The following is a 24,112-nucleotide window of genomic DNA, read 5'->3' as shown; positions in this document are numbered from 1 at the left end:
TATGAAAAAACTACACTTTTTCTTTTTGAGTTTAGCGGGGACCCTAGCTATAGGATGTAGCAGCGATGACGGCAACTCCAAAGTCCCGACCGAAACCTACGATGCAGAGTTTGGAATTGTGGTAATGACCGATGGGCAATCTACAAGTGGTTTTGTAGCACCTATGGAATCCCTTCCAGAAGATGCGTTTGATATTACCGCAGTCGATAATGCAACGCAACTTGCTGCTTCCCGAAACGGTGCCAAGTCTTATAAAGGTTCTGTATTTATGGGCTACAATGCCATAGGACAAAACGGAATTCAGAAATACAATGTTAGCGAAGAAGGCAAATTGGTTTCAGACGGATTTATTGTAAGTAGCGGGGAAGATTACAGTACCAACTATTTAATAATCGATGACAATCTAGGTTATTATTTCGACGGCGGAAGAGGAAACCTAAAGCTTCAAAAGTTTGATCCTTCTACAATGACGCGTATCGGAGAAATAGATTTAAGCATGGTTTCTAAAAAAGATGAAAATGAGAACATCGTTTTGGAAAAAATAGGTCAGCGTATGCTTATTAATAAGGACGGTAAGCTTTATGCCGATATTCAGTATGATAAAGATGAGAACGGACTAGGTTCTAGCGCTTACGACGCTGTTTTTGTGGCCGTAATCGATATAGATAGCGAAGAATATTTAAAAACAGTTACCTACGAGGGAGCTCAAGAAATATCTTATTACACAGACAACCTTAACGATTATCAAATCGATGCTGAAGGCGACCTCTACATAAATACCATGGGGAATATGCTGAATGCCGATAGGAATGGAAAGATTTTAAGGATTAATAAGGGAGAAGATGAATTTGATACCTCTTTCGAGATCGCTATCGACGATTATGTGAGTGAACCTGGAATTAAATGGTTCTTGGGTGGTGCCTCTCGCATTGGCAACGACTTAATAACGTATATAAAAGCGACGCCTTTTACGCCGAATTACAGCAATTTTGTAGAAGAAAATATGGTATTGCACAAAATTGATATAGATACCAAGGTTGCCACTAAAATTGAAGGAGCCCCTATTAACGATTTTGCATCTATTAACGCGCCTTTTGTAGAAGACAACCTAATTTGGATTCCATATAGCAATAGTGAAGGCTCTGGATATTACAGTTACGATGGCGATAAAGTAACCGAGCGCTTATACTTAAATAGCGGAGTGGTACAATCGCTTTTTAAGCTTTAATAATTAGGGAAGCGGAATCAAAGAAATGTGATTCCGCTTTTCCCTTGTTTACGGGATCTCTTGAATACAATTTTATTTTTTAGAAACACATTTTCATGTCCTATAAAAAAACTATTAGAAAAATACATCTTTGGATAGGTTTGTCATCTGGGCTTATTGTATGTTTATTGTGCCTTTCTGGTGCCATGTTTGTTTTTGCTGAAGAAATCATGCATTCCTATAATAAAGAGCATTTAACGGTAAAACCGGAAGGAAATAGAATGCCTGTAGACTCCCTAGTAAATACTTTTAAAGCTAAATACCCCACCGAACAATATTTCTGGATAAACACCTACAACAACCCGCAACGCTCCTTCGATGTAGTAAGCGGTATCCCTAAGGAGGGAAGCGATATGCCCACCTTAAAAATAACCTTTATCAATCCTTATACCGGTAAAATAATTGGGGAAGATGTTACCTCTGCAAATTTCTTCTTTTTAGTGGCTCACTTTCATTCCCAACTTCTATTGGGTAATTTCGGACTTTGGATTATTAGGGTTGCCTCACTTATTTTTTTTATTGAATTAATTCTTGGCCTCATCTTATGGTGGCCAAGAAGTAAAAACCAAGCGCGTACCGCCTTTAAACCAAAATATCCGGCTTCCAAAAAAAGAATGAATCACGATTTTCATCGTGTTTATGGTTTTTACGCATGTTGGTTGATTTTAATAAGTTTAATTACTGGTCTTGTAATGTCTTTCGAATGGGTGGAAAAACCTGTAGTGGCCGCCTTTGGGGGTTCCCCGGAACTCGTAGGTAAAAACCCACCAATGGCCGATTCTCAACCAAGCAACAAAAGCTATAAAAGTTTACAATTTATATTCGAGGAGTTTGAAAAATCGTATCCCGAAAACTATAAGCTTACCCTTATGGCCATACAGCCCAACGCTATTAACTCGCAGTTTATTTTACTGGATACCGATGATAGATTTCTTCATCTTTATGGCGATAACCAAATTTTGAACCGCTATACAGGAAGACAACTGGATACTCCCTTAGTAGCCGAATTTGAAAAAAATCAAGATATTTTAGAAGGAAGTTTAGATATTCATATGGGTACGGTGGGTGGTTTACCAACACAAATCTTGGCCGTTTGCGTAGGTCTTTTTGGTGCCTCTTTACCTGTAACAGGCTTTATAATATGGAGAAATAGAAGCAAAAAGAAACAAGACAAATAATAAAATAGTTTTAGCACGTCTATTTCTCTCACTAAAATTACTGTGTTTCCTCGATTTTATCAAAAAACGCCTCTAAAAACAAAAAAATCCAGCCTAAAAAATAGACTGGATTTTTGTAAGTTATAAATACACGTTTATTTACTTATTAATCTAATTATTAACTCCTTTTTCAAAAAGTATAATTTTCAAACTAGCATTTTATCTCAATATTCCATAACAAACTGATGTCAATCCTAGAGATCTTTTTCAGAAGAATGTATAAACCTTGATCGTCCATGAAATCACCGAACGAACTCCCTCCTTGACTTAAATTTGAGGTTATAAAAGCTTCTACAATCCAACCTGCGAAATTCATATCATTACCGACAGCCGCTACAGGAACTCTGACCCCCTACACAAACCCCAGTGAGGGGTTGTGGGTAGGCTTTGGAGAGAGATGACGCCAAAATTTTCTATCTATTATTTATCCATAAACAATACTGTCCATCCAAAATATGAGGCTATTTCATTGTAAATCAAAAAGGCTCCAGCCAATATAAGCAAAATTCCACCAACAAATCCTTTTATCTCAATTATACCATCGATAGCCGGATCCCGATTTTTAAGATACTTTCCTCTCTTTAATCCAATCATAAAAATAAATAAAAAAACTCCGATGATTAGGATGATAGCTCCAAAAATAATATTCTGTAAGTCCATAATTTAATATCTATTGATTCTTTTCTGAGGTATGCCATAAAAACTATTGAGTGTCAACTTCATTAGTGTACCTTGAAATCAGAAGTATTATGCAACTTTTTAACAACCACATTGTATATTCCTACCCTCCCTAAAAAATTCCACTTTAAGATAGCCTAGTTTATTAAATAAGTCGACTTGGATTAGTACAACAATTAATTTCTTTCAACACCAAGAAAAGAAAAAGCCCTACATTGCTGTAAGGCTTTAGTTTAATTGTGGTCCCACATGGGCTCGAACCATGGACCCCCTGATTATGAGTCAGGTGCTCTAACCAGCTGAGCTATGGGACCTGTTTGTATTTATTTTTTAACCATTGCTTTCCAAAACCACTTTTTAAGTATTTTTCTCTCGCTCTGGCCGCTTCTCTATCCGGAAGTACCTCTGTATGAATTAAAATCCAAGGTCGGTACCCCTTTGTGCTTTTTGTTTTTCCCGAATTATGTTCTTTTAAACGTTTTTCAACATCCATAGTCATTCCCACATAAAATCTAGCATCTTTTAAACTGCGAATAACATAAACAAACATAATTTCAAACTTAACTCTGTTGGTGCTCCCTGCCTGACTTACCGTCAGGTAGGCAGGTAACCAGCTGAGCTATGGGACCTGCAAATTGCGGATGCAATATTACTATATATTTTTAAGCCGTGCAAAACTTTTAACTGTTTTTGTAGCTATTCAATAGAATCTATTTCTTGACACAGCTCTATTAATACTCCATTGGTAGCTTTAGGATGTAAAAAAACAACCCATTTGTTGTCTGCCCCTTTTTTAGGGGTTTCATTTAAAACCACAAAGCCTTCCTCCTTAAGCCTTTTAATTTCCGCTTTAATATCTGCCACATCGAAGGCTATATGATGAATTCCTTCTCCCCTTTTTTCAATAAATTTTGCTATAGGGCTCTCTTCATTTGTAGCTTCCAGAAGTTCTATTTTGCTTTCTCCTGTTTTAAAAAAAGACGTCTTTACTCCTTCCGAAGCAACCACTTCTAACTTGTAAGGCGCTACCCCCAACAATTTATGAAAAAGTTCGTTGGAGGCGTCCAAGCTTTTTACTGCTATGCCTAGGTGCTCTATTTTGTTCATCAGATCTAATTAACTGTTTAAAATAAAATGAGCTTAAACGAGATTCATTTAAAAACTAAGCTCATGCGAATCAAAAATAATACTTTAAATTGTATTTATTATTCTCGTACTTTTGCAACATGGAAACAAACAGACAGAAAAAGATTGGTGGCGTTATACAACGCGATTTGGCGGAAATTCTACAAAGAGCAGCAAAAGATGGTGGGATGTCTGGTACGCTTATTAGCGTTACAAAGGTAAATGTTACAACAGACCTTTCCATTGCGAAAGTGTATGTAAGTATTTTTCCCCATACCAATGCAGAAGAGCTTTTAAAAGGAATGCGCTCCAACCAGCCGCTTATTAAACACGAATTGTCGCAACGCACCAAAAATCAGCTTCGCCGTGTTCCCGATTTGGAATTTTTTATAGACGATTCTCTTGAATATATTGACCGCATTGATAAATCTTTAAAGCGCAGTGAGAATCCCATCGATAATCCCGATTTGTTAGATAAAAGAAAGAAGTCGTAGTTTTTTGAATATTTCGCTGTACATAGCCAAAAGGTATCTCGTTTCTAAGAGCAGTCAAAATGCGGTAAACATTATCAATTTTGTTACATTTTTGGTAATTGTCATTGGTGCCGCCTCTCTTTTTGTGGTGCTCTCTGCTTTTGCTGGTTTAAAAACATTGAGTTTATCTTTTTCGAATTCTTTTGATCCCGACTTAAAAGCAGTCTCTTCGGAAGGCAAGTTTTTTGATTTTACTGAAAACGAACACAAGCAACTCAACAGAATTGAAGGTATTGCTGATTATTCCAAAGAAATTGAAGAACGCATTTTTCTTACTTTCAAACAAAAAAATCATATTGCTTACATAAAGGCGGTAGACAGTAATTACACCAATGTAACCGGAGTAGACAGCTTAATTTACTACGGAAACTGGATACAAAAAGATCCTTACCAGGTGGTCACCGGACTTGCCATTGCCAATTTACTCGGGCTCGGAATAAACGATTATCGCAATCCGTTAAAAATCTTAGCTCCAAAACCTGGGGAAGGAAGTATTACCAGTGGAATTTCGGGCACAAAGAAGCCCTATAACGAACTTTCGGTCACCCTCTCGGGTGTTTATGCAGTAAACGACGAATTGGATAAAAAATATGTGTTTGCGCGCCTCTCAACGGTACAACCTTTACTGGAAAAGAAAGAAAACCAAATTACAGGAATTAATTTTAAATTAGATCCAACCGCCGATATAGGTTTGGTAACCAAAGCTATTGAAGAAGCTTTTAAGGGAAAAGTACAAATAAAAACGCGGGCACAGCTAAATGATTCCCTTTATAAAATGTTGAATACTGAAAATCTGGCTATCTATTTAATCTTTACCCTAGTACTTATCATTGCACTTTTTAATGTGGTAGGCGCGATTATTATGATGATTCTCGATAAAAAAGAAAATGCTACTACCCTTTACAGTATGGGCGTTTCTATAAAGCAATTAAAACGAATATTTTTCCTTCAGGGATTGTTGGTAACTGCCGTTGGAGGTATTATAGGTATTGTGGTAGCTTCCTTATTGGTTTGGTCTCAAATAAGCTTTCAGTGGCTTAAACTTACACCTTCCCTAGCCTATCCGGTAGAATATCAATTAATAAACGTCTTAATTGTATTTGCCACCATTTTTGTCCTTGGTTTTATTGCTTCCAAAATTGCCGCTAACCGTGTGAACAAACAGCTGATTCAGTTTAATTAGTTTCTATCATCTAACCTTTTCTTGTTCTTGGAATCGCCAAATTAACCTTATATTTCCATGTTTTGCTCTAATACAGAAATAACATTAATTAAGAAATTAGTAATTATTAAAAACCGTGCTAGGCAAAGTTATTCTCCGTCTTTGCGAAGAAGTTTTCCACGACTGTGGCAATCCCCTTAAGGCAGCATTCACTCTCATTGGGAGACTGCCACCCTCCTTCGTCGGTTGTAGTGACGGATTTTTTTAAAAAACCTACAAGGTTTTTGAAACCTCGCAGGTTTGTATTTTTTGCATCATGCGTTAAGTATCCTTTCGATACTATCGCATGGTACAACGACAATTGCTGAGCCCTTGGAAGATATCCACCCCAACAGTTATCATATGTGTTCCGCTGCTATACAGCTGTATTTCGTTAAGTATTACTTGATAGGAATAAGCAAAATAGAAACTACCTTTCTTTAAGCCTACCATGGGGCCCACATTTAAAGGATCTAGGAACTGATCGTTTAAAAAACGATAGCTAATCCCCGCCCAATAGTAATCTTCAAAATCCCAATAACGTACTTTCATGTTGATATCGGTACTGGAACGGCCGTCGCTTTCGAATATTTGGTAAAATACAGAAGGCTCCCACTCGAAGTCAGATCTAAGGTTCTTTTTGTAACGATACCCAGTGTACAAATAGTAGTTTCTCAATTTATTTGGCTCATTGATAGCGAATACATTTAAGTCCTTATTCAAAACGTTTGAAGCATTTAAACTTGCGAAAAAACCTCCCATTCTAAGTAAAACAGCGACATCGAAGTTATGGTTAGTCGTAGTACGGTTATCGGTAATACTGGGGTCAAAATTATCGGGTTGTCCATCCCCATCAGAATCAAAATTATTGATGTCCAATCGGAATTGGTTCACGTTATAGGACAAACCGAAGGAAAGAAAACGATCTTCGGTAGCATCGAGCGTAAGGTGATGCGCAAAAGAAAGTCGGGCTCCTATTTGGCGTGTATTACCATTTCTGTCGTTATAAAACAGGGCACCCACACCAGATTTTTGTCCCAATCGCACATCGCCAACAAGCGTTTGCGTATCTGGAGCATCGTCAATACCCACCCATTGAGTAAGCGCATTGGCTCGAATTTTAACGTAATCCCCAATCCCCGCATATGCTGGGGAGATTACAAACTCGTTGTCTGCCAGATATTGTGTAAAGGTAGGAAGCGTTAGCTCCTGTGCTTTTACAGAAATACCTACTGCGATTGCTATAATAAAAAGATACTTTTTCATTTATTTCTAAATTTTATCTGTAAAGTGTAAAGTGTCCAACAAACTCCCTGTCGTCTAATTCTCCATTTAATTTTACCACATACCAGTAATCTCCCGTTGGTAATTCGGTGCCGTTATAGCGGCCATCCCATTCTTCACCTATACGAAGTTCTGCCACTTGTCTTCCGTAGCGATCGTAAACCCTTGTAAGTATATTCGGGAACTGAAGCGTATTCTTTGGTGTCCAAGTGTCGTTATTATTATCGCCGTCTGGTGTAAACACGTTCGGAATATTTATATCGATGAATTCCATTTCAATTTGTGCGATGACCTCGCAACCATTGGCATCGATTACTTTTACCTCGTAAATACCACTTTGTCTAATGATATACTTCGGATTATTTCCGCGTGACTCTCCATTTACAAAATATTCGTAAGGAGCAAACCCACCACTTGGTTCCATGGTAAATTCATTGATATTACTTTGTCCAACAGCCAAATTAAGCGGCTGAATGGTATCGATCGTAAAGTCTACGGTACGCTCACAGCCAAAGTAAGAAACAGTAACTGTGTGATCTCCGGGAGCTACATTTGAGAATCTATTATCAAATTGATCGGCTCCACCGTCCATTGTGTAAATTACGTCTTCCAAACCTTGTTGAGCCAATATGATTTCCACCTCGTTGGCAGCACTGTTATCGATACACATAAAGTTAATTTCTGCTCTAGGGGAAAGATCCACCGGATCATCTAGAGTAACGATCACATTTGAAGTACAACCATTGGCATCTTTTATAAACACCACATAAGTCTCTCCTCCTTCTAGGTTATCGTACACCGTTTTATCTTGAACGAAAGCACTATCATCTTGCGTATTCAAAGCTGTGGAATAAGGCGCAGTACCTCCAGCAATATTTACCTCAAAGCTTCCGGTAGCATCACCGATGCAATATTCTTGCTCCATGATATCTGCCTTGGCAGCTAACGGACTTGGTGCTACTACATCCAATTTGTATATATAAGGGTTACAGCCTTTCGAATCTTGCGCAATTACCGTATAACTTCCCGGTTCTAGATCGTAAAACATGTTTTCATCTTGGAATTTGTCTAAACTAGGGGAAATCGCATATTGATAGATACCAGTACCTCCCTCCAGACCAACTTCAATGGTACCTAAATCGTCTGAACATTGCGGATTGTAAACAATAGGTGTTTTGTCCTGTAAAGGCATTCCTTCTAGTATTTCTATTCGCAAACGGGCATCACAATCCTGACTATCCACCTGAACGAAGTAAACGCCAGCAGGTAGATTATTGAATGTATTTGATGCTTGCTGAGGACGAACCACTACATTTCCAGAAACATCATACAACGTATACATATAATTTCCTAAACCTCCCGAAGCTCTTACGCGAATAACACCATTTGCTTCTCCATTACAGGTTACATCTGCAGCAATTTCTGGTGTGATTATAATAGCTGGAATAGGATCTACAGTAACTCCGTTTGAAACCCCAGAAACACATAGATTTCCATCCTGCACATAGAATTGTGATGTAACCGGATTTGTAATTGGTCCAGGAATAGGAATGTTTACACTATTTCCAGTAAATGATGTCCAAGGTCCTGTTGGATTCTCACTATAGCTATAGGTTCCGGCTCCGGTTCCTCCTTCCGCAGTAAGCGTAAGCACAGCTCCAGTATCGCAGGTATTGGTCGTGTTCAAGGTAAGCGCCGCCGATACTTCATTAGGTTCCAATATTTCTACTTGATTGGTTTCTGTTTCGCAACCAAAATTATCGGTAACGGTAACACTATAAAAACCAGCTCCCAAACCGCTATACGTAAAATTAAATGCTCCTGCCCCACTTGTTTGTAATGCTCCTCTTGAAACAATAGCAGTACCATCGCTGTTGTAAACATTTAAGCTAAAATAGTATGGCAAGGTATTATTTATAGCTGGTTGACCGCCAAAAGGAGGTGTAATGGTTGCGGTAACTGTTCCATTGGTATCTCCTTCACAACCCGTAACATCTGTTTTAATAGCATTTGCTATAATTGGGTTTGGCTGAATAAGACTTATCGTTTGCATTTCTTCACATCCACCAGAGTCTCTGGTATAGATATCGTAATTGCCTGCAACCAAGCCTCCAAAAATATTATTACTACCATAATCTGCAGTTGTTGGTGTTGCTCCTTGAGCTACAATTGCATACTCATAATCTCCCCAACCACCAGTAGCATTGGCTTCAATTTCACCTTGCATTATGGTACAATCTAAATTCTCATTGATAGCTACGTCAAGCATTAACGCTGAATTTGGGCCTAAGATTACAAAACGCTCTGTATTTGTACAACTAGGCGCGGCAGATTGTATTATTTCCACATAGTAACTTCCTTGTGGAACATTGATAGCCGCAGTAGGACCAAGATCCGCTTGATTTCCTGTTGCTACTGAAATATCGTCTGAAGTATCATTTGGTGTGCCTTCAACACTGAAGATTTCCCAATCGAAGCCTCCACTATATCCATTAACCGGATCTGTAATAGTAAAAGTAACCTGACCATTATCTCCGAAACAAATCGCATCGCTCAGTTTATTGACATCGATTTCAAAAGTATTCGGGTCTTCAAGTTCAAACGTATCTTCCAAGAAACAACCGGTATCGTTATTGGTTACCCGAACGATATAGTTATCAATGTCGAGTCCTGTAAACGTATGTGTAAGGCTATTGCCTGTAAAACTAGCGGTGAAAGATCCATCAAAGTTAGAGATATCATACGTAATATCGGCTGTTCCTGGTGCAGGAGTTAGTACTGCGTTAATCTCTACACTACCATCCATACCAGGGTTACATGTAGGGTCAAAAGGTGTTAAGCCAATAGCATCGAGGTTGGAATATGGGGCGATGGTTACACTTTGTACTGTACTACACCCGTTATCGTCGATAATTTGTATTGCTACTTCACCACCAATTTGTTCAGAAACAATAAATTCATTGCTGCTGCTTCGTTGTGTTCTATCGTCTGTATTATCTCCTGGAGTATTGTTGTCATACACAAACTCATACGTATAGTTTCCAGATATGGTAGTTCCTCCAGTTGCTCCCGTTATAGTAATCACCGCATTATTTATACTGTTTCCAGAAACACATGCAAACTGTGTTACAGCAGCAGGATCTGCAGTAACCGAAGTAGGTTCTCCAACAACGATCCCGGAAACCGGGGTACTACATGAGTTGTTTCCAGTTCCTGTAATTGTATATGTTCCAGCGGGAAGATCTACAAACGAATTTGACGCCGCATCGAAGGTTCCCGCTACTGGACTAATGGTAAAATTAATTGGTGAAATTCCGTTGTCTACAACATTTAACTCGATAAATCCGTCCATACCTCCATTACAGCTTACATCTGTTGGTGTTGCGGTAAAATTAGGTTCTACCGCAGGAGGCACATTAATTGTTTTAACAATTGAACATCCCGTTCCTGAGTCGTTCACCGTAATGGTATAATCCCCGGGAACGCTAGCAAAAGCAAAGGTTTCTGGGTTTGTAGAAAGTGTTTGACCCGTAATTCCACTAAAACCAGCCGGTCCAGTTACATCAAAAGTAATATTTGATAATGTTGCTGAAGAACCACCAAATACTTCAATCTCAACCTCTGCATTGTTTGGCACACAATCAATATCTGAAACAACCTGAGCATTAAACTGCAGTGGTGGGTGGATTTCGAAAGTTTCAACTTCTCCACAACCATTGCTATCCAGAATTTCGATAGTAGTCGTTCCTGAATTTAATCCTGTTATTTCATATTGATTACTCCCATTAAAAATCACGTTGTTCCGTACAGCGCCATTAACAATTAAACGATAAGGTGGAACACCAGGATTATCCAAGGTTACAGTTACTGCGTAATTTCCTTCCGCAACACAGTCATCATTAATAGCCCTAGAAATTTCAGGTTCTGGATCCGGATTTATCGTTATATCAAATGGTTGAATACAATCGTTGGCATCTTTTACATAAACTGTATAATTTCCTGCATCTGCACTGAAAACTCCATTTGTATTTGTTGAAGTCCAAGAAGCTACTGTTGGGGCAGGATCGCCTTGCGGTTGTAGTACGAACTCGTATGGTGCTACACCATAGCGCGCTATAGCGGTGACTGTTCCAGAATTTGACACACAGTTGGCATTGTCTGCCGTTGCATTGATTTCTAAAAGTGCTGGGGCTTCATCAATGATAAATGTATCCGAAGCGAACACACAACCATTATTCGTTCCTCCAACCTCAGTAAAAAGAATGTAATATTCTCCCGGACTTAAACCTGAGGCCGTGGTTGCTGTATTTACCAGGGCATTACCTGTTATCCCTGTTCCAGTATCTCCGTTCGCAGTATATACTTCATAGTCTGCTGAAGTTGCTCCGGCAGGAGGTATACTATTAGCAATATCACCTGGATCATTTAAAGTAAATGTGATCGATCCATTATCAAATCCATTACATGTAACCGAAGAAGAGGGATCCAAAGTAGCTTCCATAGTAGAAGTAGTTTCTACTGGAGTTGTAGTTGTTTGAACGAAAGAACAATTCGTATTTCGGTCGTAAACTATAAATTGATACGTTACTCCAGGATTTAAGCCAGTGAATTCATAGGCAGTATTAAATCCTTTACCTGTATCAGTGTCAGCTTGAAACCAACCTGGGTTAGAAGCTAAAGGAGCAGGATCAAAATCATTCAATGCAGGATAAATAGAGAAGTAAAAATCTCCAGAAGTTAAAGGCGTCATAGGATCTGCAGTATCTGCATCAACCATCATTGTTCCACTACCGAGTGTACATCCTGCCGCACCAGAAGTGGTTAAAATAACACTTGGCGCAGTTGCTATAGTAATATTTTCAATTATTTCACAGCCATTTGCATCTACAATTCTGATAACATATTCACCGAAATCTAAATCATCAAAAGTATGATCATTTGAGTTTGGAGCTGCTGTATCATAACTATCGGTGTAGCTGTAGTCACTTCTTCTGATAAAATATTCGTATGGCGATGTTCCTCCGGAGGCATCGATGGTTATTGTACCTAAAATTGAACCAATTGTTGGATCCCCTGAGCAACTGATATCTGTTTTAGATAAATTCCCCATTATTGGACTGGGCTCAATTATAGTTGCAGTTTCAGTATTCGTACAATTCTTAGAATCTGTTACTGTTATCTCATAATTACCAGCAGGTAAATTTGTGGTTTGCCTACCATAACTTGTACTAGTATCTGTATTCAATACTGCAATAGTGTAAGGACCTACCCCAACATTAGTATCAATATCTACATCTAGAACTCCAGTACTATCTCCATTACAAGTAATATCTGTTGGCGTTACCGTAAATGAAGGCGGTGTTGCAGGCGTTATTTCGATAGGACCAGCAATATCCGTACAGTTTTCGGCGTCGGTAACTTCGAAATAATAAGTCCCAGCGATATTGGTATTAAACACATTGCCAGAGAACCCAGTTGTGTTGGTGAAGGGCCCGGTTTCGGTATTCGCCCAAGCATAGGTAAAAGATCCATTACCTCCCGTGGTATTTATAGTAACCTGTGCATCTGTTCCACAGAGAAAATCATTATCTAAAACTGCTGTGGAGATCAATTTCGGTTGTATTGTAACATCGAGCTCTTCTGCAAAACAACCGAAACCGTCCTTGATTCGGATGTCATAATCTCCAGAAGACAAATTATTAAATACATGTTGGAATGGTGGATTGTTAAGATTTACAAACGGACCTCCATTAATTCTTACTTGAAGATTCCCGTTTCCAACACTTCCGTTTCCATTTGGATTAATATTAATAGTAATACTACCATTGCTTCCGCCTACATAACAAGCAGTTGGGATAGATTCAAACTCAATGGCTATTGGATCTTCCACCACAATTGGATTCGTACTTCTAGCCTCGCAACCATTGGCGTCCCTTACTCTAATATAATAGGTGCCAGCTGGAACATTATTGAAGTTTCTTCCAGTTGGATTTGGAAAAGGTCTAACAACAGTTGGTGTCGGCGATGCATTATCTTCCAATTGGTAAGTGTATCCTGGTGTTCCGCCCGAAGCTGTTGCCCGAATGGTAGCTCCGGTATTATTACATGTTAAGTCGCTAGTGATTGATCCCGTAACGCTTACTTGACTTGGAACTGCAATCGTTCCTGTAATGTTTGCCGTACAAGATGCATTATTAGGATCGGTTATGATTATGGTATGTGCACCGGCAGTCAAACTTGTAACCGTTTCTGTAGCTGAGGTAGAGGTTTGTGGTGCTCCCCCATCTACGGTATAGTTGTAACCGGTAGTAGTATTAAAGTTTTGAACTTGGAATGTTATGGAGCCCGTTCCTCCAAAACATTGTGGATTCGTGAGATTAGTTCGCGTAGCGCTAAAGGTATTTCCAGTTTGTACTGAAACTCCTCTAGTAACTGTACAATCACTACCATAATTAACCCTTATAATATAGTTTCCTACAGCTATATTTTGAAAAACATTAGATGTTTGATAAGCTCTAATTACCGAACCTGAAGCATTCTCCAAACGATATTGGTAGGAAGTGTCGTTAGGAAATACAGTAATATCAGCTGTTCCATCACAATTGTAGTCGACTGTTCGTGTTAAAGTTGGTTTCGCAGGTAATGGATCTATTACAATATTTGGTAGATCCCTAACACATGTAGGATTTGATAAATCCCGGTATCTTGGTGTGTATGTGCCGTCTTCCAAGCTCCCAAACACCAATCCACTTTGCCAAGTTGCTCCATCAATACTGTATTCAAAATTTCCTGAACCACCAGTTCCAGCGGTAAAAGTAATTTCTCCATCTTCAAGACAAGTATAATTTTTTGTTCGTGTTGCACTCGAAGAAATTTGGGTCGCTGGTAAAATTTCGATATTTTGAACAAAATCACAAGATGAAACGCCTTTGGTAGCCCGCACTACGATTTCATAATCTCCAGGCTCTAAATTAAAAAATTTAGGGTTTGCATTAAAGTTGATGCTATCCCTACTAAAGGTCATATTATAACCGTTATTGTTGGTTACATTAACGGAAATGGTTCCATTTTTTTCCTCAAAACAAGTTTCGTTTGTTTTTGTAATGTTGAATATTGGAGCAGGTTCAACCTTCACTTCCACGCGATTTGAATATGCAACACAATTTCCAGCGTCGACCACTACAAATTCGTATTGACCCTCTTGACCTGCAGGAATCTCAAAAATAGCATTGGTTGTAAACGCAGTTGCAGGAATATCCTCTAAATCGGAATAACTTATTCCAGGTCCTCTCCAAATAGCGTAGTTGTAATCTGCCGTACCTCCAGTTGGAGTTAGCTCAATTTGACCATCGGCACAACCTATATTTGCAATGGTGTTTGCTGTTAAGCCTAGAACTTCTGGTCTTACCAGTTCAATATCATCTGTAAAGCTACATCCATCATCACTGGTTACAGTTACTTCGTAAACACCAGCGTTAAGATTATTAAATACATGGTTATTATCTGAAATTGAAGCCGTTTGTTGAACTACCTCCCCTGATGTATTACGAATAGTATATATGTAATTCGGTTCCACATTGTTAATGGAAATACTTACGGAACCTTTTAAATCATAACACAATGGATTCACACGATCTATATCAACTTTGAAATCTCTTTCTACAATATTCACTTCATCAAAACGGAAAAGACAAGGCTCTCTATCGGTTGCGTCTGGATCTATCCCAGTTTGACGTATAAAGACTGAATAAACTCCCTCATCTGCTACTGTAAAATTACTTTCAGGCTGCCACAAAGCAGAAGAAGAGTTAAAATTTTCTGGATCATTACTAATGGCGTATTCATAACCATTACCGATTCCCGTTATTAAAATTTCTCCTGGAGTATTACAAATAATGTCTTTGGTAGTAATCTCTGGGTCAACAGAGTTCTCGTAGGCTTTAAAGTAAAATCTATTAAAACATCCATTCTGGTATTCCGCAGTAAAACGATATTCTCCTGGTCCGGTCAAAACGTAATCTTCCTCTGTACTTAACATTTCCCATGTACAATTATTACTTCGTGTAGGACAATCGTCTATAGCCTCATCCGCACAACCACCTTCAAGTCTTTCCCAAGTAAAAGAAATTGCATCGCTAAAATTTACATCAAGAGAGCGATCGTCGTTTGTACCGCATAAATAAAACTTTGGAAGTTCAATACCATCATTAGTACAAGTTACCACTTCATCTGCCATAGCTATAAAAGGACTAGTAGCATTGTTGTTAAAAGGTATTACAGTAATATCTTCGTCGAAACTTGCACAAGGGGTCGGAATTGTTTTTGTAACCCTATAAGTTCCTATTGTGGTCGCATTGTATGTTTGACTTGTAGCACCAGGGATATCGGAAAAAGTTCCATCTGGGTTTCTTCTTTGCCATTGATAGGTATCGAAACCTACTCCAGCAGATAATTGTACTGATGTTCCACAAATTTGAACTTGTCTTGAAAAATCACAATCCCCAAGGTCCACTAAGAAATTGGTAGATCCAGGAATCCCGAAGTTACAATTGTCGAAACCAGCTACCGATGGATCGTCGGATATTTCGTTATCGTTTAAAACCCCTCTATAAGTGGCATAAGCGGTATTTTGTATTAGATTTGAACAAGCATCCCTTAATTCAAAACAGTTCTCCTTTACTTTTACCCGCATACGAATAGTGTATGATGGATCCGCAATTTCAACATACTCGTTTGGAACTGTAAATAAAATTACATTGGTATCGTAATCATAAGTATAAGTTATTTCCTTTCCATTTATGGCTGGAGGCAATATTAATTCAGACTCTATTAAATCGACATTAATAGGTAATACATCCCGAATGGTAAAATTATCGGCATCATCGTTTCCTATATTGTCAAAAGAAATGGTGTAGTACATTTCTTGACCCAATTCAACCCCTTCACCTTGTATATTGGTATTGGTTAAATCTTCAACCGTTTTTGCTAATTGAATTTTAGGTTCAATGATTTCTACGGAAAAAGAAGCAAAAAAGGATCCATAACCATCTCCATTTGTTGTTAGTGTTAATGTTGCCCCAGTTTCGTCATTTGGTAAAACAGTGTTTGCTGGGTTATTAAGATTTAATAAATCTATATCCATTCCCAGTGTATTTGTTCCGTAAGGATTTCTGGTTGGAACCTGAGCGTTTAAATTGGTTATAGTAGCATTAAAAAAGTTGGTTGCGGGATTTAAGGTGTTTTGCACATTAATTGGTGTTGCTACCCCATCTGCCTTAAACAATAATTGATCTCCAGTGATACTTCTATCACCCTCGAGAGCACTTACGCCTAATTTAGCACGTACAGGAAAAGGAGGCGGTAAAGTTCTAAATCCATTAACTTTAATATCTGCTGTATTACTTCCCTGTACCCCGGCATACCCATCGAAGGTAGAAATAAACTTACCTGTTTCCGTAGGATCTTCATATATAACTACCAATAACCATCCCGCTGAACTGGATCCTGTTCTTCTACCTTTGGTAGCTCTTATATTCGCTGTGGTATAGGTTCCATTGGGAGTGGTTAAGGTTTGAAGCAATGATGTAACGTCCCGATAACAAATAATAGGGGAGTCTTTAAATGAATTGTTTATATTAACTGGGTCGAACCCATCAAAAATAATAGCATCTTCTTCGCCGACCGGGTCGGGGTCGTTATCTGCAGCAATATCTATATAATTACCCCCAGGCATTCTAAATTTCACCTGATTCCAATCTTCAAATCTTGGTGTCCCGTTGAATGGTCTATTTCTATCCGTACTACGTTCATTTGGGTATGTTGCAGCCCAATACAAACCGGCATAAGCTACCTTTGCGCAGGAATTGGGTAGATTTAGAGCAGCTTCACTAGAACTAAATGTGGTAGGATCGCCATCGATATCGATATACTCCATCCACAGATCATTGTTGTTAGCAGATCCATTATATGGCGTGTTTGCATCCTCAGGATTGGATTGGCTCGCACGGTTAAGTATATTGTTACCCACCAAAACGATATCCCCTTTAATACGAATGTTATCTCCCGGAAGTCTAGGAGAAAAGGGCACAGCTACCTGTGCTGATAACGCAGAAATGCCTGCAAAGAAAATGCATGCAAATAGTAGGTACGATTTAAGGGTAAAGTAGTTTTTCTTCATAGTGTTAAGCTTTGGGGACTTGTTACTATTCTATTATTTTATAATTTTTTTATATGTATTGCTAAGTATTCTTTAAAGGCATGATCCAAATATCATCTTTGTAATTAATACTGCTTCGGTAGGAATCCATTGCCTTGTTCCAACTTTTAAATTTACTTAGGTACACATATTTGTAATTGTTTTTTGGGTTGATATAGATGTCGGCTTCAAAACCTTCCTCTTTAAGTTTTGCTAAATAGCGATCGGCGTTTTCATCTTCTGCAAAAACGTTTGCTATAAGATAGTATCCCTTTTCACTGGTCGTTTTCTTTTTACCTTCCGCTTTTGTTAAAGCTTCATTATAATCCAATTCATAGGAATTTAAAATACTATTTACATACCGATCGGTACAATAATTTAAACCGTTGCTTAGATAGTCGCTATCGGTATTGATATTCGGATTTCTATTTCTGTCTCCTTTAGCATTTTTTATTTTCATATCTGCGGAAACATAGGCCCCGGATTTTTGTACGGCAGCATTCGTATCATTCTTAATATTCAATACCCAAACGTCTCCTGTATACGCTCCGTTAAAATCGGTTTGATGTGCTGCCCGTGCATCGGCTACGGTATTGTATTTGTCTATATACACATACTTCAATCCGTTTTTCTCAAAATACCCAGCATTAATACCTTGAGCATCCAATTGATCTAAGAACTTATGGAGGTAAGCTTCATCTTTATAAACATTCGCAATTACATAAGCTCCGTCTTCCACATTGGGTAACGTTGTTGTAGTTACAGCAGCGTTAGAACTTTTAGCCGTGGTTGCAGCTTTTGGTTGCACTGCCTTTTGAGGGGCAGGTTTCTGGTCAGTACCAGCAACAGCCTTAGAGGTATTTGATTTTTCGGGAGCTTTTGAATACGCCCTTTTGTTTGACGTACCTATATTGTTATAATCTTGCTTGTATTTTGTATCTGCCTTCTCATAGGCATCTTCGTCAATTTCCTTCATCATGGCAACTGCTCTTTTCTTAACCTCAGCATCATTGCCCTTCCCTTTGTTGTCGTTTACGTATTTAATGATGTAGGCAAAACGTTTATTGATGTCGTTTTTACGGGCTTCTTCCATAGAATCCTGCTTAAACATCATCTCGTCGATAATCATATTATTTTCTGCTACCAAAGAACGTAGTCTTTTAATCTCAGTAGCTTTATCACTAATAGTGTCTATCGCCTCTTCTTCCTCCAACATCTCTTCTTCAAGAACCAACAATTTCTCATCTTCCTCCAAGTCTTCATAAACCCGGTTTTCGCTAAGTGTTGGTTGGAAAGAATATGCAAAGTTAATTTCGTGGGTAACCCCGAAGTTAGCTACTTGTCCGCTTACTCCCTTTTCTATTGTGTACCCTAAAGAAAGTCTCTTTGTAAAGTTAAATCCAACCCCCGCTGCTACGCCGTAATAATCGTCGTAACCCGTTTGTATCCAACCTAATTTTGGAAGATCTAAAATAATGCTCCCCGATAGATTTACGTCTTCTTCAGGAACAAAGCGAGCTCTGGAAAGTGCTGAAATCTTTGCGTCTTCCATAATACCTTGGCCATTTTTAAACCGAGTGGTATACATTAAATGTCCGGTAAATGTTTTCTCGTCGAAAGTGGTTAATTGCTCGCTTTCATCAATATTGTAATCAAATGCATTTTCAGCATAAACACCAACATCGAACTTTCCAATGGAAAGGTTCAATCCTGGTTGAAAGGATATTAAATTACCATCTTCCAAATTAGCAATGGTAGGATCGTCTGGATCTGGAGTAACGATGTTACTTCTATCTACTCCACTGTTATAGTAAGAAAGGTTGAAACCAAAAGTAAGGTTGCTTATTTCTGAAAGCCGTATTCCATATGCATAGTTGGCTACCACCCCAAAATTTGAAATGGTCCCAAACCGCTGATGGTATACACTTATCCCTACTCCAGAGCGATCGCTTATTCTTCCCGAATAACTTCCAAGATAGGTCTGGTAGTTATCTTCAAAGCTTACCCATTGATTTCTGTGGTAAAGATTTAAATAAGAAAAATCTTCGTTTACGGTAGAAAATGTAGGGTTGATTAAAAACCGATCGAACTTTAACTGGTTTTGCGCCGGAATGTTAATAGCCGCTACGGGGGCATCTTCCTGTGCAAAAAGACAGGTGCTCCAGCATAAAAGTAGCAGCAGTAAGGTTCCGGGGTTAATTCTCATTATTTAATAACAGTTATCGTTCCTTGTTTTAATGTTTCTTTTCCTTTAGTAATTTGGTAATAGTAAATTGGTGGTCTGCTACCAGATCTTGTAATGCTTGAAGATTCTGGCCAATTGTTTTGATATCCTGTGGCCGTAAAAACGGTAGCTCCAGATTGTTCGTAAATATTTACAGTAATATCTTGTTTATAAGCATAAGAATTAGGGATTACCCAAAGATCGTTAAACCCATCTCCATTTGGTGTTACAATATTTGGTACCACATAACTCAATACGTAGGTTACGGTTACTTTTTTAGCAACTTGACAGTCTCCAACAGCAGCCAACAACGTATATTCGCCTTCTTCGGAAAGTGTTACTGAAGAAGCGTTGCTTATTAATTCGTTTTCTGCATCGAACCATTGGTAGCTATCTCCTCCTGTTGCAATTACTTCTTTACTCTCTCCTTCTGGAATCGATACAATTTCTGAAACATTAAGAGTTACTATAGATGTATCGAATTCATTGATAACAAATTCGTTTGATTTTGCAGAACAGCCGTAAGCTTCGATCTGCAATTGATACTTTCCTGAAAGGTTGGTAGTGAATTTCGGTGTGCTTTCTGTAAGCGCCACTCCATTTCTGTACCACGTATATTTATATTCTGAAGTATTCACGCTGGAAGCAATTTCTATACTATTACCGTTTTCGCAAGTTACTGTTCCGTTACCACTAATAGTAGGAACTTCAGAAAGTCCTAATTTAACATCCACTGCGTTTGAGGTAACCTGTTTTCCACCTTCAAGTTTTATCTGCAAGGCATAAGTTCCGTTGAGGGAAGCCTTCGCAACCGTTAAGGATTTATTGGTTTCACCAACCACTGCTTTCTGGTTATATACCCATTGGTATGTTGCGTTCGCCAAAGAAGATTCTGGAAGCTCATAAGCCGCTCCCTCAGCATCTTTGGTTTCTATTTTCGAAAGACTCAAAGTGGCCGAAGAACTTTGGCATGCTGTATATGTACCTAATTTGATGGCTGCAACATATTCTGCAGGCTCCGTAATGGTTATGGCCTCCGTTGTTCTGCTTGCTTTACATCCCTCCGTTTGAGAAACCTCCACATAATAGTCTCCAGTAGTATTAACCTCCAAAGTGCTCGCAGTTTCTCCAGATAGTTCTGTGCCGTTTCTAAACCATTTATAGGTTGCTCCAGAAGCATTGGTGGTAGCTTGTAATTTTACAGGTTGTTGTGGAAAAACAATAGTTCCATTCTGTGAGGCTAACGAGGCTTCAAAACCACCGGCCTGTATCTGTACGGTGGATGTTTTTTCGTTACAACCTCCCGGTCTTTCAACAACCACATAATAGTCTCCGGCAAATCCGGGATTATTTCCTTTAACTTCCAAGGAATTGCTATTGCTTCTTTCCAACAATTCTCCATCCTTATACCAAGCATAGGTTACAGTTGGGTCTACAAAATCGGTGGTTAGGGTGTATGTTTGATCTTCGCACAAAGAAACCTTCTTTGCTCCTACCAATTCAACGCCCACAGAGTTTTCAATAAAAACTTCAACTAAATTAGAGGCTGTTGAAGTAGAGCAATAAGTACCATAATCTATTTCAGCAAAATAAATTCCAGGTTCAGAAACTTCTATTGAAGGTCCATTTTCTCCAGGAATAAGCGCCATATCTTTATACCAGTTGTAGGACTCTTGGTTTGGATAATTATCTACTTCCAAGAAAACCGTATTGGCCTCACATACCGAGGCTTCTTCAAAATTGTTAACTACTAAGGGCTCAGCCACATTAAGGTAGTAAGCTCCAAATGGATTGCTTTCTTTTCCTATTTTAGCAGGCTTAGTGCTTCTTACTCGTACTTTGTAATTCTCTCCGCGAACGGTTTCTGGCATTTTAAAATTAATGTCGAAGTCGAATGTCGTGTTTTTGTCAGAAATGGTTGCAAGCATTGTAGGGGAAGTAAAACTGCCGTTTGCGTCGGAAAGTTCAAGAATAAAGTCGTTGTCGGATCCTACGATTGGCGTAGGATCCCACTTAAATTGTACGGAAAAACTATTAAAGCCTTTGGAAGCACACGCATCAGAAAACCCTAAGATGGGTTTCTTTAAATCTTGCGCTTGCATCATTGCAGAGCCCATAAAGAGCGACAGCAGGCAAAGACGAATAGATTTTTTGGGTAAAGTTCTATTCATAAGTTCATGTTTTAATTTGGGTACTTACAAAGTAACGACTTTCTAAAATAGAAAACCAAAGTTATTAGATTTTTTCAACATTTCTTAGCTTTTGTGGTGAAACGCCCGTTTTTATATGCCAAGAGTCCTTTTATTAAAGTTATTCACAATTATTCATTTAAATATACTAGTTGGTTTTTACCACCTTAGCAGTAAAAATGCGGTATTTAAGAGATTTTGTGCTATTTCCGTTTGAAAACAAAATTCTGTTAAAAATTGTTAATAACTTACTTTTTTGATCTTTTTCCGGCAGAAGCTCTTTAACTTTTTCAGTAATTCACGATTAATCAAACCAACATTCCCATACACTCCAAAATTTACGTAATTTTGCACCTTTAAGTTTTATACAAATGGCAGAAGAATCAAAATCATTAAATTTTATTGAGCATATAATAGAAGACGATCTAAAATCGGGTTTCAAGAAAGAGAAATTGCGATTCCGTTTTCCTCCTGAACCTAATGGGTATTTGCATATAGGGCACGCAAGTTCTATTTGTCTAAACTTTGGTTTGGGTGAAAAATACGATGCCCCTGTTAATTTGCGCTTCGATGATACCAATCCTGCAAAAGAGGAGCAGGAGTATGTAGATGCCATTAAACGTGATGTTTCTTGGCTGGGGTACGAATGGAGTGAAGAGCGGTACGCTTCCGATTATTTCCAACAATTATACGATTGGGCTGTTGAGCTTATAAAGGATGGAAAGGCCTATGTGGATAGCCAATCTTCTGAAAAAATTGCAGAACAGAAAGGAACGCCAACCACTCCTGGAACAGATAGCCCTCACAGAAATAGATCCGTAGAGGAAAATTTGGATTTGTTTGAGCGGATGAAAAACGGCGAATTTGAATCGGGCGCTCATGTTCTTAGAGCCAAGATAGATATGGCTTCTACCAATATGTTAATGCGCGACCCGATTATGTATAGGATACTGCATAAAGCACATCACCGAACAAATACCGATTGGTGTATTTACCCGATGTACGACTGGACGCATGGGGAGAGCGATTATATAGAGCAAGTTTCACATTCTTTCTGTACGCTTGAGTTTGCCATGCACCGCGAATTGTACAACTGGTTTTTAGAACAAGTTATAGATCCAAATAAAGTTCAACCAAAACAGCGTGAATTTGCAAGAAGAAATTTGAGTCACACCGTCGTGAGCAAACGTAAATTATTACGATTGGTGGAAGAAGGTGTGGTGAATGGATGGGATGATCCTAGAATGCCAACTATTTCCGGTCTTAGACGCCGTGGTTACACTCCAGAATCCATTAAGAACTTTGCCGACACTATTGGAATTGCAAAAAGGGACAATTTAATTGATGTTTCCTTATTGGAGTTTCACGTGCGTGAGGACCTAAATAAAAAGGCTCCCCGGATAATGGGGGTTTTAAATCCGCTTAAAGTAGTTATTACAAATTATCCAGAAAATACTGATGAGTATGTGGAGGCGGAGAACAATCCAGAAGAAGAGGTGCTTACCTATAGAAAAGTGCCTTTTTCAAGGGAAATTTATATTGAAAAGGAAGATTTTAGGGAAGAGGCTAACAGAAAGTTCTTCCGTTTAAAATTAGGCGGGGAAGTACGTTTAAAAAATGCATACATTATAAAAGCCGAAAAAGCAATTAAGGACGACGAAGGAAATATAATCGAAGTTCAATGTACATACGACCCACTTAGTAAAAGTGGCAGCGGTACTCCAGAAAGCCAACGCAAAGTTAAAGGAACCTTGCATTGGGTATCTATTGACCATGCTAAGGAAGTAGAAGTAAGGGAATACGATCGATTGTTTACGGAGGCAGAACCCGATAGACATGAAGGAAAAGACTTTCTAGAATTTTTAAATCCAGATTCCTTAAAAATTATCAAGGGTTATGTAGAACCAAGCATTGAAACGGCCGAAGTTGGCGATCATTTTCAATTTCAAAGAATTGGGTACTTTAATATTGATCCAGATTCTACCTCAGAAAAAATAGTATTTAATAAAACCGTGGGGCTACGCGACAGCTGGGCCAAAATTGATAAGTAATTCGGTTATAACAACTGTAACACCTAAAGAGGTTTTCCAAAAGAAATTTAAAGTATAGTCCTATAAAAGTGAGATATATGTCTCAATCATCGATTTTCGATGGGTAACATTTCTCGACATATTGTCCGGAACATTTGCTCTCGGATGC

12 protein-coding genes and 1 tRNA gene are annotated in these 24,112 nt (G+C 38.5%); 5 read left to right on the top strand and 8 right to left on the bottom strand.

Translation table 11 applies throughout. The features are described 5' to 3' along the window. The first annotated feature begins 1 nt into the window (after nt 1). Nucleotides 2–1,228, top strand: coding sequence for a hypothetical protein (locus HX109_RS06075; protein WP_178950298.1), 1,227 nt, complete (start codon nt 2–4; stop codon nt 1,226–1,228). Nucleotides 1,229–1,323: 95 nt separating this feature from the next. Beyond that, nucleotides 1,324–2,445: a PepSY-associated TM helix domain-containing protein gene (locus HX109_RS06070; RefSeq protein ID WP_178950297.1), complete on the top strand. Its 1,122-nt coding sequence runs from the start codon at nt 1,324–1,326 to the stop codon at nt 2,443–2,445. Nucleotides 2,446–2,904: 459 nt separating this feature from the next. Here the strand turns inward: HX109_RS06070 and HX109_RS06065 are convergent, their stop codons facing one another. The 4 genes from HX109_RS06065 to mce all read right to left on the bottom strand — a co-directional run bounded on the left by HX109_RS06065 (nt 2,905) and on the right by mce (nt 4,269). After that, nucleotides 2,905–3,144 (bottom strand): hypothetical protein, encoded by a 240-nt coding sequence (locus tag HX109_RS06065; protein ID WP_178950296.1) that lies wholly within the window; start codon nt 3,142–3,144, stop codon nt 2,905–2,907. A 258-nt stretch (nt 3,145–3,402) separates the two neighbouring features. Further along, a tRNA-Ile gene (locus HX109_RS06060) sits at nt 3,403–3,476 on the bottom strand. Beyond that, nucleotides 3,467–3,712, bottom strand: a complete 246-nt coding sequence (locus tag HX109_RS06055) for a GIY-YIG nuclease family protein (RefSeq protein WP_178950295.1) — start codon at nt 3,710–3,712, stop codon at nt 3,467–3,469. Before HX109_RS06055 ends, HX109_RS06060 begins: the two co-directional genes overlap by 10 nt. Nucleotides 3,713–3,858: 146 nt before the next feature. Beyond that, nucleotides 3,859–4,269 (bottom strand): methylmalonyl-CoA epimerase, encoded by a 411-nt coding sequence (gene mce, locus HX109_RS06050; RefSeq protein WP_178950294.1) that lies wholly within the window; start codon nt 4,267–4,269, stop codon nt 3,859–3,861. Nucleotides 4,270–4,388: 119 nt separating this feature from the next. Here mce and rbfA point away from each other — a divergent pair, with 119 nt between their 5' ends. Both rbfA and HX109_RS06040 read left to right on the top strand, forming a co-directional pair. Next, nucleotides 4,389–4,781: a 30S ribosome-binding factor RbfA gene (gene rbfA, locus HX109_RS06045; protein WP_178950293.1), complete on the top strand. Its 393-nt coding sequence runs from the start codon at nt 4,389–4,391 to the stop codon at nt 4,779–4,781. Nucleotides 4,782–4,785: 4 nt separating this feature from the next. Then, nucleotides 4,786–6,003: an ABC transporter permease gene (locus HX109_RS06040; protein WP_178950292.1), complete on the top strand. Its 1,218-nt coding sequence runs from the start codon at nt 4,786–4,788 to the stop codon at nt 6,001–6,003. A 318-nt stretch (nt 6,004–6,321) separates the two neighbouring features. Here the strand turns inward: HX109_RS06040 and HX109_RS06035 are convergent, their stop codons facing one another. The 4 genes from HX109_RS06035 to HX109_RS06020 all read right to left on the bottom strand — a co-directional run bounded on the left by HX109_RS06035 (nt 6,322) and on the right by HX109_RS06020 (nt 21,895). After that, complete coding sequence (locus HX109_RS06035; RefSeq protein ID WP_178950291.1) at nt 6,322–7,287, bottom strand: type IX secretion system membrane protein PorP/SprF; 966 nt, start codon at nt 7,285–7,287, stop codon at nt 6,322–6,324. 13 nt (nt 7,288–7,300) lie between these two features. Beyond that, nucleotides 7,301–17,482, bottom strand: a complete 10,182-nt coding sequence (locus tag HX109_RS06030) for a T9SS type B sorting domain-containing protein (RefSeq protein WP_178950290.1) — start codon at nt 17,480–17,482, stop codon at nt 7,301–7,303. A gap of 61 nt (nt 17,483–17,543) precedes the next feature. Continuing rightward, entirely contained in the window at nt 17,544–19,706 is a 2,163-nt protein-coding gene (locus HX109_RS06025) for a PorP/SprF family type IX secretion system membrane protein (RefSeq protein ID WP_178950289.1), read from the bottom strand. Further along, the gene (locus tag HX109_RS06020; RefSeq protein WP_178950288.1) at nt 19,706–21,895 is read right to left on the bottom strand and encodes a gliding motility-associated C-terminal domain-containing protein; all 2,190 of its coding nucleotides are present in this window, start codon (nt 21,893–21,895) and stop codon (nt 19,706–19,708) included. Before HX109_RS06020 ends, HX109_RS06025 begins: the two co-directional genes overlap by 1 nt. A gap of 389 nt (nt 21,896–22,284) precedes the next feature. Between HX109_RS06020 and HX109_RS06015 the strand changes: the two genes are divergently transcribed. Beyond that, nucleotides 22,285–23,964 (top strand): glutamine--tRNA ligase/YqeY domain fusion protein, encoded by a 1,680-nt coding sequence (locus tag HX109_RS06015; protein WP_178950287.1) that lies wholly within the window; start codon nt 22,285–22,287, stop codon nt 23,962–23,964. Nucleotides 23,965–24,112: the final 148 nt, after the last annotated feature.

This window comes from Galbibacter sp. BG1 (assembly GCF_013391805.1).
Classification (GTDB): Bacteria; Bacteroidota; Bacteroidia; order Flavobacteriales; family Flavobacteriaceae; genus Galbibacter.
The sequence above is the reverse complement of the archived record's forward strand: the minus strand, read 5'-3'. Positions and strand labels throughout refer to the sequence as shown.

Coding starts and splice junctions, on each gene's coding strand:
- HX109_RS06030 (WP_178950290.1), bottom strand. CDS start 17,482: ATGAAGAAAAACTACTTTACCCTTAAATCGTACCTACTATTTGCATGC.
- HX109_RS06020 (WP_178950288.1), bottom strand. CDS start 21,895: ATGAATAGAACTTTACCCAAAAAATCTATTCGTCTTTGCCTGCTGTCG.
- HX109_RS06055 (WP_178950295.1), bottom strand. CDS start 3,712: ATGTTTGTTTATGTTATTCGCAGTTTAAAAGATGCTAGATTTTATGTG.
- HX109_RS06075 (WP_178950298.1), top strand. CDS start 2: ATGAAAAAACTACACTTTTTCTTTTTGAGTTTAGCGGGGACCCTAGCT.
- rbfA (WP_178950293.1), top strand. CDS start 4,389: ATGGAAACAAACAGACAGAAAAAGATTGGTGGCGTTATACAACGCGAT.
- HX109_RS06065 (WP_178950296.1), bottom strand. CDS start 3,144: ATGGACTTACAGAATATTATTTTTGGAGCTATCATCCTAATCATCGGA.
- HX109_RS06015 (WP_178950287.1), top strand. CDS start 22,285: ATGGCAGAAGAATCAAAATCATTAAATTTTATTGAGCATATAATAGAA.
- mce (WP_178950294.1), bottom strand. CDS start 4,269: ATGAACAAAATAGAGCACCTAGGCATAGCAGTAAAAAGCTTGGACGCC.
- HX109_RS06070 (WP_178950297.1), top strand. CDS start 1,324: ATGTCCTATAAAAAAACTATTAGAAAAATACATCTTTGGATAGGTTTG.
- HX109_RS06035 (WP_178950291.1), bottom strand. CDS start 7,287: ATGAAAAAGTATCTTTTTATTATAGCAATCGCAGTAGGTATTTCTGTA.
- HX109_RS06025 (WP_178950289.1), bottom strand. CDS start 19,706: ATGAGAATTAACCCCGGAACCTTACTGCTGCTACTTTTATGCTGGAGC.